The following is a 12566-nucleotide window of genomic DNA, read 5'->3' as shown; positions in this document are numbered from 1 at the left end:
GAGTGGTCGGCCCACTGGCCGTAGAATTTGTCGCATCCGGTCGCGGCGTTCCGCGACCGGATGTCTTGCTTACTCGGCCGCGCCCCTATTCGGCAGCATCTGGCAGCCGGACAGGGTTGTCGTCGAGCTTGGTATTCTCCAGCTCGACATTGAGGCCGAGAGACCGCATTTCCTTGACGAGCACGTTGAAGCTCTCGGGAATGCCGGCCTCGAACGTGTCGTCGCCGCGCACGATCGCCTCGTAGACCTTGGTGCGGCCGGCGACATCGTCCGACTTCACCGTCAGCATTTCCTGCAGCGTGTAGGCGGCGCCATAGGCTTCCAGCGCCCAGACCTCCATTTCGCCGAAGCGCTGGCCACCGAACTGCGCCTTGCCGCCCAGCGGCTGCTGGGTAACGAGCGAGTACGGACCGATCGAACGCGCGTGGATCTTGTCGTCCACCAGGTGGTGAAGCTTGAGCATATAGATATAGCCCATCGTCACCTTGCGATCGAACGGCTCGCCGGTGCGTCCGTCATAGAGCTGCGACTGACCGCTGGTGTGCAGGCCCGCCTGCTCCAGCATGATGTTGATGTCGACTTCATGCGCGCCGTCGAACACCGGTGTCGCGATAGAGACGCCGCGGCGCATCTGCTCGCTGAGGCGAACGATGCTCTCGTCGTCATATTCGCGGACCGGCTCGTTGCGGTCGTTGGCTGGGATGAAGCTCTCGAGCGTCTTGCGCAACGGCTTGATGTCTCCAACCGTCTTGTACGCGTCGATCAGCTCGCCGATCTTCTTGCCCATGCCCGCGCATGCCCAGCCCAGATGCGTTTCCAGGATCTGGCCGACATTCATGCGGCTCGGCACACCCAGCGGGTTGAGCACGATATCGGCATGCGTGCCGTCCTCGAGGAAAGGCATGTCCTCGACCGGAACGATGCGCGACACGACACCCTTGTTGCCGTGACGTCCGGCCATCTTGTCGCCCGGCTGCATCTTGCGCTTCACGGCCACGAAGACCTTGACCATCTTCATGACGCCCGGAGGCATTTCGTCGCCGCGCTGGACCTTCTCGACCTTGTCCATGAAGCGCTGCTCGAGCGCCTTCTTGGAATCGTCGTACTGGCCACGCAGGGCTTCCAGTTCGCTCTGGAGCTTTTCGTTCTCCACCGCAAACTGCCACCACTGCGAACGCGGATACTCGTCCAGCGTGTCCTTCGACAGCTTCGAGCCCTTCTTGAAGCCCTTCGGCCCGGCAATCGCTTCCTTGCCGACGAGAACGTCGGAAAGGCGCGAATAGACGTTGCGGTCGAGGATCGCCTGCTCGTCGTCGCGGTCCTTGGCGAGGCGTTCGATCTCCTCGCGTTCGATCGCCATGGCGCGCTCGTCCTTCTCGACGCCGTGGCGGTTGAAGACGCGCACTTCGACGACTGTGCCGAAGGTGCCCGGAGGCATGCGCATCGAGGTGTCGCGAACGTCCGACGCCTTTTCACCGAAGATGGCGCGCAGGAGCTTTTCTTCCGGCGTCATCGGGCTTTCGCCCTTCGGCGTGATCTTGCCGACCAGGATGTCGCCCGGCTGCACTTCCGCGCCGATATAGACGATGCCGGCTTCGTCGAGGTTCTTCAGCGCTTCTTCCGAAACGTTCGGAATGTCGCGCGTGATTTCCTCCGGTCCAAGCTTGGTGTCGCGGGCCATGACCTCGAATTCCTCGATGTGGATCGAGGTGAAGACGTCGTCGGCCACGATGCGCTCGGAGAGCAGGATCGAGTCCTCGTAGTTGTAGCCGTTCCACGGCATGAACGCGACCAGCACGTTGCGGCCGAGCGCCAGATCGCCGAGCTCGGTCGACGGACCGTCGGCGATGATGTCGCCCTTGTTGACGCGGTCGCCCATGCGCACCAGCGGACGCTGGTTGATGCAGGTGTTCTGGTTCGAACGCTGGAACTTCATCAGCCGGTAGATGTCGACGCCCGACTTGCCGGGATCGAGATCTTCCGTGGCGCGGATGACGATACGCGTCGCGTCCACCTGGTCGACGATGCCGCCGCGGCGGGCGCCGATGGCGGCGCCCGAGTCACGGGCAACGATCGGCTCCATGCCGGTGCCTACGAACGGCGCTTCGGCGCGCACCAGCGGCACGGCCTGACGCTGCATGTTGGAGCCCATCAGCGCGCGGTTGGCGTCGTCGTTCTCGAGGAACGGGATCAGCGCCGCAGCCACGGACACCATCTGCTTGGGCGACACGTCCATCAGATCGACGTTTTCGCGCGGCGCCATCATCACTTCGCCGGCGCTGCGGCAAATGACGAATTCGTCGACGAAACCACCATTCTTGTCGAGCTCGGCATTGGCCTGCGCAACGTGGTGCTTGGACTCTTCCATAGCGGAGAGATAGACGACCTCATTGGTCAGCTTGCCGTTGACGATCTTGCGGTACGGGCTTTCGATGAAGCCGTACTTGTTGACGCGCGCGAAGGTCGCCAGCGAGTTGATCAGACCGATGTTCGGGCCTTCCGGCGTCTCGATCGGGCAGATGCGGCCGTAATGCGTCGGGTGCACGTCGCGCACTTCGAAGCCGGCGCGCTCGCGGGTCAGACCGCCCGGGCCAAGTGCCGACAGGCGGCGCTTGTGGGTGATCTCCGACAGCGGGTTGGTCTGATCCATGAACTGCGACAGCTGCGAGGAACCGAAGAACTCGCGCACGGCGGCAGCCGCCGGCTTGGCGTTGATCAGGTCCTGCGGCATCACCGTATCGATCTCGATCGAGGACATACGTTCCTTGATCGCGCGCTCCATGCGCAGCAGGCCGACGCGGTATTGGTTCTCCATCAGCTCGCCGACGGAACGCACGCGGCGGTTGCCGAGATTGTCGATGTCGTCGATCTCGCCCTTGCCGTCGCGCAGTTCGACCAGCGTCTTGACCACCGCCAGGATGTCGTCCTTGCGCAGCACGCGCACGGTGTCCTCAGCCTTGAGCTCGAGGCGCATGTTCATCTTGACGCGGCCGACGGCCGACAGGTCGTAGCGCTCCGAGTCGAAGAACAGCGAGTTGAACATGGCTTCGGCGGTTTCAAGCGTCGGCGGCTCGCCCGGGCGCATGACACGGTAGATGTCGAACAGTGCGTCCTGGCGGCTCTCGTTCTTGTCGACGTTGAGCGTATTGCGGATGTAGGCGCCGACATTGACGTGGTCGATGTCGAGAACCTTGATCTCGCTTTCGCCCGTGCCGAGCAGCACCTTCAGCGTCTTTTCGTCGATCTCGTCGCCGGCTTCGAGGAAAATCTCGCCGGTGCCGTAGTTGACGATGTCCTCGGCCAGGTAGTTGCCGAGCAGATCCTCGTCGGTCGCCTTGATCGCCTTCAGACCCTTTTCGCCAAGCGCCCTTGCCTGGCGGGCGGTGATCTTCTTGCCGGCCTCGACGACAACTTCGCCGGTGTCGGCATCGACGAGGTCGCCAACGGCCTTCAGGCCGCGGAAACGCTCGACGTTGAACGGGATGCGCCAGTGGTCGCCGGCGCGCTTGTAGGTGATCTTGTTGTAGAAGGTCGACAGGATTTCTTCGCCGTCCATGCCGAGCGCCATCAAGAGCGACGTCACCGGAATCTTGCGGCGGCGGTCGATACGGGCGTGCACGACGTCCTTGGAATCGAACTCGATGTCGAGCCACGAACCGCGATAGGGAATGACGCGCGCCGCAAACAAAAGCTTGCCCGAGGAGTGCGACTTGCCCTTGTCATGGTCGAAGAATACGCCCGGCGAACGGTGCATCTGCGAGACGATGACGCGCTCCGTGCCATTGACGATGAAGGTGCCGTTGAGCGTCATGAGCGGCATGTCGCCCATATAGACGTCCTGCTCCTTGATGTCCTTGATCGACTTTGCGCCGGTATCCTCGTCGATATCGAACACGATGAGGCGCAGCGTCACCTTGAGTGGCGCGGCATAGGTCAGGTCGCGTTGACGGCATTCGTCAACGTCGAATTTCGGTCCTTCGAACTCGTACTTCACGAACTCCAGCATCGAGGAGCCGGAGAAATCTGAGATCGGGAAAACCGACTTGAAAACGGCCTGCAGTCCCTCGTCCGGACGCCCACCCTTGGGCTCCGCCACCATCAGGAACTGGTCATAGGATGCTTTTTGAACCTCGATCAGGTTCGGCATCTCCGCAACTTCCGGAATCTTTCCGAAGAACTTGCGTACGCGTCTGCGGCCATTGAAAGTCTGGGTCTGGGCCATCGTCGCTCCTTAGCTATAAACTCGGGGCGAGCCTCGCCGCGGCTCACCTTGCATGCGCGGCCACCTCGGCGGCGGCCCCTGATCTGTTTCCCGCCGCCTGGCGGCGACGGCTAAAACGGGAGAAAACCCGTTTCCTGAAGGCCGGTTTCGGCCCTCAGGAAAGAGGTTCTCGTACATCTCGCGCTACGCATCCTCCCCTCTGATGAAGGGAGTGGCGGACGGCGCGAGGCCGCCCGCCGCTTTTACGCTTACTTCAGGTCGACCTTGGCGCCGGCTGCTTCCAGCTGGGCCTTGAACTTCTCAGCGTCAGCCTTGGAAACGGCTTCCTTGACCGGCTTCGGAGCTGCTTCGACCAGATCCTTGGCTTCCTTGAGGCCCAGGCCGGTGATGGCGCGGACTTCCTTGATGACGTTGATCTTCTGAGCGCCTGCCTCGGTGAGGACGACGTCGAATTCCGTCTTTTCCTCAGCCGGAGCAGCAGCAGCGGCAGCGCCGCCGGCAGCGGCAACCGCCACCGGAGCAGCAGCCGAAACGCCCCACTTTTCTTCCAGAAGCTTCGACAACTCGGCCGCCTCGAGGACGGTCAGCTTCGAAAGGTCGTCTACGATCTTTGCCAGATCAGCCATTGTTGTATTCCTTCATCAGGTTCGAACGTGTGTTTGTGATAGCGAGGAACGGCCTCATGCCGCCTCGTCCTTCCGGGCGTAAGCGCCGATTACGCGCGCGACCGAAGCCGCTGGCGCATTGACGATCTGGGCGATCCGGGTTGCCGGCGTGGCGATCATGCCAACCAGCCTGGCGCGCAGCTCATCGAGCGACGGAAGTGTGGCGAGTGCCTTCACACCGTCGGCGTTGAGCGAGGTGGTGCCCATTGCGCCGCCGAGAATGACCAACTTGTCATTTCCCTTGGCGAAATCGGACGCGACCTTCGGCGCCGCAATCGGATCCTCCGAATAAGCGATCAGCGTCTGTCCCTTGAACAGGTCGATGATCGATGCGGAGTCCGTGCCCTGAAGAGCGATTTTGGCGAGACGGTTCTTCGCGACTTTGACGGTGCCACCGGCAGCGCGCATTTTCGACCGAAGGTCGTTCATTTGCGCGACGGTGATACCGGCGTAGTGGGCCACGACGACTGAACCAGCGCCTGCAAAAGCACCATTCAGGCCCGTGACGAGTTCGCGTTTTTCCGCTCTGTCCACTGCCTATCTCCAGTTGACCCCTGCCCCGCTAGTGGGACAGGCGTCGGGTTGCCTTTTTGCCGGCCGGGCCATCCATTACAGATCTCCCGAACGACGCTCGAGGATCCTGCCCCCTTTCGCCACATCGACGGCAAGCCGGAGATGCGCAGACAAAAGGCAAACACGGTTCGAACCTTTCATTGGAGCTTGTCGCTCCGTTGTCCGGTTTTCACCCGTCTCATGCAGGCCCAATTCAATTAAGGCTTCTGGGCCGCCTGCAATCTCGGACAGGATGTCCGGAAGCCTCTCGACTTCCGGTACCGGGCCGCCGACAAGTCGGAGGCCCGGAATTCACTTGCGGATCAGCGCCTTGGCAGCCGATCCAGATGTTCGTATCAAGACGCTGCGAGCGTCGAGACGTCGAGCTTGAGGCCTGGGCCCATCGTCGAGGTGACCGACACCTTCTTGACGTAGTTGCCCTTGGCGCCAGCCGGCTTTGCCTTGGTCACGGCATCGGCGAAGGCGCGGACGTTTTCTTCCAGCGCCTTGACGTCGAACGAGACCTTGCCGACGCCGGCATGAACGATGCCGGCCTTCTCGACGCGGAACTCGACAGCGCCGCCCTTCGATGCCTTGACGGCGGCGGCGACGTCGGTGGTGACGGTGCCGACCTTCGGGTTCGGCATCATGCCGCGCGGGCCCAGCACCTTGCCCAGACGGCCGACCAGCGGCATCATGTCCGGCGTGGCGATGCAGCGATCGAAGTCGATCGTGCCCTTCTGGACGATGTCGACCAGATCCTCGGCACCGACGATGTCGGCGCCGGCGGCGCGAGCCTCATCGGCCTTGCCGCCACGTGCGAACACGGCGACGCGGACCGAGCGGCCGGTGCCGTTCGGCAGGTTGACCACGCCGCGGACCATCTGGTCGGCATGGCGCGGGTCGACGCCGAGGTTCATCGCCACTTCGATGGTCTCGTCGAACTTCACCGTCGAACGGTCCTTGAGCAGCTTCAGCGCCTCACCAAGGGCATAGGCCTTGTTGGGGTCGATGCCGTCACGGGACTTCGATACACGCTTTGCAATCTTTGCCATGATCTCAGCCCACCACTTCCAGACCCATCGAGCGGGCGGAGCCCTCGACCATGCGCATGGCCGCCTCGACGTCGTTTGCGTTCAGATCCTTCATCTTCTGTTCGGCGATGGCGCGCACCTTGTCGCGGCCGATCGTGCCGGCCTTGATCTTGCCCGGCTCTTTCGAACCTGACGTCAAGTTCGCCGCCTTTTTCAGGAAGTAGCTCACCGGCGGCGTCTTCATGACGAAGGTGAAGGACTTGTCCTGGTAATAGGTGATGACGACCGGGATCGGCGATCCCTTTTCCATTTCCTGGGTCTGCGCGTTGAACGCCTTGCAGAATTCCATGATGTTGATGCCGCGCTGGCCAAGTGCCGGGCCGATCGGCGGAGACGGCGTAGCCGATCCCGCTTTGACCTGGAGCTTGAGCTGGCCTGCAATTTTCTTAGCCATCTCTTTCCTGCCTTTATCTCATGCCGGCCCCAGTATCGGGAACACCGGCGGTTGCAGTCTGGTGGTGCGGTCCGCGCGGCCGGCTAAAGCCGCATTCGCCTCCCACCCGTTCATGGCCGCGCGCTTTCCGCGCCGCCTCCCCTTGCCGGCGAACCGGCGCAGGGTTTTCGGATCAGCCCTTTTCGACCTGTCCGAATTCCAGATCGACCGGCACGGCGCGCCCGAAGATCGATACTTCCACCTTGAGCCGCGCCCGCTCCTCGTCCACTTCCTGGACGAAACCGTTGAACGAGGCGAACGGGCCATCCGAAACGCGGATCGCCTCGCCGATCTCGAAAGTGACCGAGGGCTTCGGCCGCTCGACGCCTTCCTGAACCTGGTTCAGGATGCGCTGCGCCTCGGCTTCGGTGATCGGCACCGGCTTGGAGTCACCGAGGAAGCCGGTGACCTTCGGCGTGTTCTTGACCAGCGAGAACACCGCATCGGTCAGATTGGCCTTGAGCAACACATAGCCCGGAAAGAACTTGCGCTCGGCATCGACCTTGCGGCCGCGGCGGATCTCGACGACCTTCTCGGTCGGCACCACGATCTGTTCGATATCGGCGGACAGGCCCTTCTGCTTGGCCTTGTTCTCAATGTCCTCAGCGACCTTCTTTTCGAAGTTCGAATAGGCGTGGACGATGTACCAGCGCGCGGTCATTTCAAGACTTCTCCGTAATCGCCGGACTTAATGGCCGAGGCTCAGTAACCGCTCGATCGCGTAGCCCATGGCCACGTCGGCGGTGAAGAAAAAGATCATCGCGATGACCGCGAATACGAGCACCATCACCGTCGAGATCATCGTCTCCCGGCGCGACGGCCAAGTCACCTTGGCGGTTTCCGCGCGAACCTGCTGGAGAAAGACGAAAGGATTTGTGGTTTTCGAAGCCATATGCCGCTCTGTCTTCAAGACCCGTTGGCCGGGTCTCCTGGATGATCCCGCTGGCCGGGACGTGCCGCCTGGGTTCAAGTCGGCGCCGAATCAGCGCCATTTCGCCCATGCAAATCGGACGCGTAAAGCCGGCTTCCCAGCTCCACGCGTCGCGTGTCTGTTGTGTCTACATAAAACCGATTCTTGATCCACGCAAGTGGCAAGTGTCCGCTTTATGACCAAACGCCGCCTCGGAACCATCCAGTCGTCCCGTCCCGGCTATCGGGGCCTTATGCCTCAGTTCGCCCAATATGGCAAGCCACCTGCCCTTTTTCAATGCCAGACGCCAATTCCGGAGGTGCATCCGGAAATCGGGCACGCGATTACAAGTTCGAGGAAATGGCGTTGCGGACGAACCTGCGACCTGCTGTGTTGGAAAGCAAATGAAGCACCCAAGGTTGGAATCCAGCTGCCCCTGGCGAGGCAGTTGGATCAACCCAGGGTTAGTTCAGGCACAGGCGAGTTCGACCCCGGCCACTGCGCCGGTTCCGCATGGTGGGCGTGGGCGCGGCGCGATCACTGCCGGGCACGGGGGCGGGTCGTCGTCATCGTCGGGGCCGAAAGAACGGCCACTATGCCGCCAAGCTTTGAGAACGCTGCGGCGCGTGGAGGGTCGCCAAGGCAGCACCCGGCCTGAAGTCTCTTTCCCCAGCGTGGGTTTCTCATCCAGAGCCTTCAACGCCCTCAGAATCTGGTCGACAGGGATTACCGTGCCGTTGTCCAGGCGGCGCAAGGCAGGCTGGTTTTCCACCGCGCAGGCATCGGACGCCCACGAGGAAAGCAGTGCCCGCTTTTCTCCACGGCTGAGGCGTGGATGGTTGATGACGTCGTCTGGATTGTCGAGCAGGCACAAAGAAGTTTCAATTTTGCCCGAGCGTGCCGCAGAAAGTGTCGGTGTCTCGTAGAAGTTGTCCATCTCCATTCTCCGCAATCTGGGCCTCCCGGCCGAAGCCGGGAGGCGGACCGCAGGGATAACTGAATCGATACGATCAGGCCGCTTTGCGGGTGCGTTCCGTATCCTGGGCGATCTGCTTGCCGCCCACCTGGGCGTCGCCGGCCCCGATGCTGATGCGGCGCGGCTTCAGCTCTTCGGGAATCTCACGGACGATGTCGATGGTCAGGAGACCGTTCTCAAGGTTTGCTGCCTTGATCTTCATGTGGTCGGCAAGTTTAAACGTCTGCCTGAAAGTGCGGTAGGCGATGCCCTGGTGCAGCAGCTGGCGTCCGCTCTGGTCATCAGCCTTCTGGCCTACCACGACCAGTTCGGGTCCATGCTGGGTCAGCTCAACCTCATCCTGGCTGAAGCCTGCGATGGCCATCGAGATACGGTAATCGTTCTCGTCGACCTTCTCGATGTTATAAGGCGGCCAGTCCGGACGCGTGCCGCTGTCGAGCATGTCGAAAAGACGGTCAAAACCGACGGTGCTGCGATAGAGAGTATCAAAGGTTCTCATAGCCACATCCTCCTTGAAGCAACATGGATACAAGGGCGCCGCCCAGCAGCGCCGCCTTTTGTCAAGCCAATCGGCCTCGGCGGGAAACGAATTAGGAAGGGCTGAAAACCGGTTCAAGAGCCCTATTCAAAAAAATTCCAGAAGCCAGGCCAGCATCCCGCTTCCAATAATTCGCAGCCGCTGAAAAGCAGCTGGCGGCAGCAAAATAGGCCTATTCTGAATTGTGAACGCAAATGGCAATTGGCTCGCCAATGGCAGTTGAATCAAGGAAATCGGTTCGTGGAAATACGCCGACTTCGGCATTGCGCATCAGCGCTCTCGCTCTGCGCATGCCATTCGGAACGTCGCTCGTCGAGTACGCGGCTTCAGCCCAACCAAACGAGGAGCCAAAACAAGGCGTTTCTAAAATGCCGGATTCCAACGAGGAAAATGGCACGGGCAGCAGGGCTCGAACCTACGACCTGCGGTTTTGGAGACCGCCGCTCTACCAACTGAGCTATGCCCGTACGCGCGTTTCAGCGCAGGCGCTTCCTAAAAGCTTCCGGGCGCGCTGTAAAGAGTTGTCTGACGCGCTTTCAGATCCTTTGCCAAAATCCGAATAGGTGATGACCAGCCCGTCCCTGCCTATCTCGATTTTTCGCCTGCCTGAAGCCGCATGCCGGCGCTCAGCCCCCGGCCGGCGGCTTGTACGGCCCGCCCGGCACGCCCCAGCCCCAGGCCGGCATCGGTTCGGTCTGCGGGTCGCAGGTCTCGCCGAGGGTGGAATTCATCTTGGCAAGCCGTGACCCCCATTCGACATAGCCCATGAAGGCGGAACGGAATTCGGGATCGTCCGGCAGCCCGACCGCATCGGCGGCATCGGCAAGCAGGCTGATCCAGCGGCGGCGCTGTTCCTCCGTCAGATGCTTGCCCAAGTGATGCATGACCATCTCGCGATGGCCGCCATGCTGTTCGCTGTAGGTCTTGGGTCCGCCAAAAACCTCGCCGATGAAGGCCGCGACATGCGCGGGATGATCCGGCGACATGTGTTTGAACACTGGGCCGACCACCGGGTCGCGCGACACCTTGTCGTAAAAGGTTTCCGTCAGCCGGTTGAGGGCTTCGATGCCGCCGGCCCATTCGTAGAGTGTCGGGATGTCCTGGCTCATTGTCGATCCTCCGCCAGCCCGGCGCCGGCACGACGATAGCGGAAATCGCGCCCTGCTCAACCTGCCTCGATGGCGAGTGTGAACCCGCCGCGCTACAATTTGGCCGGCGCTTCGGCCTGGGCGTTGGGCGACGGCGCCACGCGGCAGTTCTCAGCTTTCGGCACCGACTTGCAGATGCCGGGACCCGTCAGCGCATCCACCGACTGGGGCCCGGTCGTCAGCCCGACCTCCAGCATCATATCAGGGTCGAGCTCACGCTCGGCGAAACGGTCCTGAAGCGCTGTGAACAGACGGGGGCTGATCGCCATCTCATTCAGATACGTCTTCACCAATTGCTTCTGTCCCATCAGGTAGAAGCTGAGTCGCGCCTGGGGGCCGACAAACCGTCTGGCGCCACCGGCCAGCATGAGCGCGCAGGCCGAATCGCAGTCGGCTCCGGCGTCGAAGCTCAGCCCGGCATAGATGCCGTCCTCGACCGGGTCACCGATATCGGTGCGGCCAACGGCGACGTCGAGCTTCTTTTCATGGATGATCCGTCCGGTCGCCAGAGCGCTGAACAAGTCTCCGCCTCGTGAGCTGATCACCACGGGCAGCCGCCGGTTGCCAAGCGTGTCGAGTAATTGGCGCAATTTTTGCGGTGTCTGAGGCGTGATCGCGCCTTGCGCAGAAATCCATTGCGGACACTGCGGCGTGCAATGCTGGTCGCTGCCGCGGACCACGACAAAGCTCATATCCACACGAGCCGCTGCGGGGTCCGGCAAAGGCTTTGTGACAGCGGCGGGCTTGGCTGCCACATTCGCGAGCTTGACTGCGACCGTCGTGGCAGCGACCGGCGGCGTCGGCTTGCCTGCCGGTCCAGGCACTTCCCGGCAGTTCGGAGCCGGCGGGTCGAACATGCACAAACTTGCTCTGGTAAACAGCTCAAGAGTGTCCGTGCTGGTCGCCAGTTTCATCGTCAGCATATCGTGGAGGCCGATCTGCCTGATGTCGCTCGCCGGCGTCGCCTTCATCAAGTCCAGCACGCCCTGCCCGATACCCATCTCTCGGAGATAGGCCGAGATCTTTCTCGCGTACCCCTTGCTCATCTCATAGGTCTTGTAGCTTTCACCTTGAGTGACCGTTTGCGTGGTGACCCGATATTTTTTGCCCCGTTTGACGCGATATGTGGTCCGGTAGTGCGTTGTGGAGGGGAACCAGGTGGTGGTGATCTGATGAACACCCAGATAGTTCCAGCCGCCGGCCACGCGGCGGACGCCACCGGCAAACATCAGCGGACAGGCGGAGTTGCAGCTGGCGCCATCAGACGCCCGGCCGAGATAGGCGGAACCTTTGCCGTAACTAAAACCACAACCATCCGTCCCGGGCCAACAGTCGGAAAACTCGGTCTTGCCTACGGCGATATCGAGCTTGTTCTTGCGGATTATCCGGCCAAGTTCGAGCGCTGCATTGACGTTGCCGCCAAAGGAATTGACGATGATGGGCAGTTTGCGGCTGCCAAGCTTCTTCAAGGTACGCTTGAGCAAGGCTGGCGTGCCGGCTGAGATGTCGCCTTCGGCGGAGATCCACTCCGGACAATTGGGCTCGCAGCCAGGTGCGCTGCTGCGCGTGACGACAAACTGCATCTCCGAGTGATCGTCGGTCCATATCGTCGGATCGGTCGGATAGAGCACTCCCTGCAGAGGGGGTACTGTCTGCCATGTCCCGGGGGAGGCATCCTCGGCCTTCGCGGCGAAGGCAGCCATCGCCATCGCGGCCACCGTCGACAGCCGGACCAGCCCGCGCCGCCACCGTCCCACAGTGTCTGAACGTTGTCCCAAAACCACGCCCGGCAAACCCCTCAATGCAATCCATAATAGTTGCGGCGACGGTGCTTGCAATAGCTTTGAAACAATCGTGCAATACTTGTGCCGCGCAACGCCGGAAACAAAAGGCAGCCCCAAAGACCGCCCTTTCCTGGTCCATCCGGCTGACACCTGCTCGACTATTTCTCGATGGTGATGACGACGCCGGCACGACGGTGCGGCCGCCTTCACGGAAGGCGAAGCAAGGCTTCTCTTCCATGACGAT

The 12566-nt window shown here is 61.7% G+C and carries 11 protein-coding genes and 1 tRNA gene; all 12 read right to left on the bottom strand.

The genetic code is table 11. The features are described 5' to 3' along the window. Nucleotides 1–85: 85 nt before the first annotated feature. Nucleotides 86–4222, bottom strand: a complete 4137-nt coding sequence (gene rpoB / locus NL532_RS17130; protein ID WP_023746375.1) for a DNA-directed RNA polymerase subunit beta — start codon at nucleotides 4220–4222, stop codon at nucleotides 86–88. A gap of 248 nt (nucleotides 4223–4470) precedes the next feature. Further along, nucleotides 4471–4848, bottom strand: coding sequence for a 50S ribosomal protein L7/L12 (gene rplL / locus NL532_RS17125; protein ID WP_023667436.1), 378 nt, complete (start codon nucleotides 4846–4848; stop codon nucleotides 4471–4473). Between the two features lie 54 nt (nucleotides 4849–4902). Beyond that, nucleotides 4903–5421, bottom strand: coding sequence for a 50S ribosomal protein L10 (rplJ, locus tag NL532_RS17120; protein WP_023667437.1), 519 nt, complete (start codon nucleotides 5419–5421; stop codon nucleotides 4903–4905). Nucleotides 5422–5795: 374 nt separating this feature from the next. Then, nucleotides 5796–6494: a 50S ribosomal protein L1 gene (gene rplA / locus NL532_RS17115; RefSeq protein WP_023667438.1), complete on the bottom strand. Its 699-nt coding sequence runs from the start codon at nucleotides 6492–6494 to the stop codon at nucleotides 5796–5798. Nucleotides 6495–6498: 4 nt separating this feature from the next. Continuing rightward, nucleotides 6499–6927: a 50S ribosomal protein L11 gene (gene rplK, locus NL532_RS17110; protein ID WP_006333334.1), complete on the bottom strand. Its 429-nt coding sequence runs from the start codon at nucleotides 6925–6927 to the stop codon at nucleotides 6499–6501. 172 nt (nucleotides 6928–7099) lie between these two features. Next, the gene (gene nusG / locus NL532_RS17105) at nucleotides 7100–7627 is read right to left on the bottom strand and encodes a transcription termination/antitermination protein NusG (protein ID WP_006333333.1); all 528 of its coding nucleotides are present in this window, start codon (nucleotides 7625–7627) and stop codon (nucleotides 7100–7102) included. A 27-nt stretch (nucleotides 7628–7654) separates the two neighbouring features. After that, a complete protein-coding gene (gene secE / locus NL532_RS17100; RefSeq protein WP_023667439.1) occupies nucleotides 7655–7858 on the bottom strand; it encodes a preprotein translocase subunit SecE in 204 nt (67 codons plus the stop codon). Between the two features lie 487 nt (nucleotides 7859–8345). Beyond that, complete coding sequence (locus NL532_RS17095; protein WP_155923843.1) at nucleotides 8346–8813, bottom strand: hypothetical protein; 468 nt, start codon at nucleotides 8811–8813, stop codon at nucleotides 8346–8348. A 73-nt stretch (nucleotides 8814–8886) separates the two neighbouring features. Continuing rightward, the gene (locus NL532_RS17090) at nucleotides 8887–9351 is read right to left on the bottom strand and encodes an Hsp20 family protein (protein WP_286487389.1); all 465 of its coding nucleotides are present in this window, start codon (nucleotides 9349–9351) and stop codon (nucleotides 8887–8889) included. 430 nt (nucleotides 9352–9781) lie between these two features. Next, a tRNA-Trp gene (locus tag NL532_RS17085) sits at nucleotides 9782–9857 on the bottom strand. A gap of 159 nt (nucleotides 9858–10016) precedes the next feature. Next, entirely contained in the window at nucleotides 10017–10499 is a 483-nt protein-coding gene (locus tag NL532_RS17080; protein WP_023694880.1) for a group II truncated hemoglobin, read from the bottom strand. Nucleotides 10500–10591: 92 nt separating this feature from the next. Further along, nucleotides 10592–12439 carry a COG3904 family protein gene (locus tag NL532_RS17075; RefSeq protein ID WP_245270334.1) on the bottom strand — a complete coding sequence of 616 codons (1848 nt, stop codon included), beginning with the start codon at nucleotides 12437–12439 and terminating at the stop codon, nucleotides 10592–10594. Nucleotides 12440–12566: the final 127 nt, after the last annotated feature.

Origin of the sequence: Mesorhizobium sp. C120A (genome assembly GCF_030323105.1) — a bacterium.
In the GTDB taxonomy this organism is placed as follows: domain Bacteria; phylum Pseudomonadota; class Alphaproteobacteria; order Rhizobiales; family Rhizobiaceae; genus Mesorhizobium.
This window is presented reverse-complemented; position numbering and strand designations above follow the sequence as displayed.

Excerpts from the sequence above, each read along its gene's own strand:
- rplL (WP_023667436.1), bottom strand. The coding sequence starts at position 4,848 with ATGGCTGATCTGGCAAAGATCGTAGACGACCTTTCGAAGCTGACCGTC.
- NL532_RS17090 (WP_286487389.1), bottom strand. The coding sequence starts at position 9,351 with ATGAGAACCTTTGATACTCTCTATCGCAGCACCGTCGGTTTTGACCGT.
- rplA (WP_023667438.1), bottom strand. The coding sequence starts at position 6,494 with ATGGCAAAGATTGCAAAGCGTGTATCGAAGTCCCGTGACGGCATCGAC.
- rplK (WP_006333334.1), bottom strand. The coding sequence starts at position 6,927 with ATGGCTAAGAAAATTGCAGGCCAGCTCAAGCTCCAGGTCAAAGCGGGA.
- NL532_RS17080 (WP_023694880.1), bottom strand. The coding sequence starts at position 10,499 with ATGAGCCAGGACATCCCGACACTCTACGAATGGGCCGGCGGCATCGAA.
- nusG (WP_006333333.1), bottom strand. The coding sequence starts at position 7,627 with ATGACCGCGCGCTGGTACATCGTCCACGCCTATTCGAACTTCGAAAAG.
- NL532_RS17095 (WP_155923843.1), bottom strand. The coding sequence starts at position 8,813 with ATGGACAACTTCTACGAGACACCGACACTTTCTGCGGCACGCTCGGGC.
- secE (WP_023667439.1), bottom strand. The coding sequence starts at position 7,858 with ATGGCTTCGAAAACCACAAATCCTTTCGTCTTTCTCCAGCAGGTTCGC.
- rpoB (WP_023746375.1), bottom strand. The coding sequence starts at position 4,222 with ATGGCCCAGACCCAGACTTTCAATGGCCGCAGACGCGTACGCAAGTTC.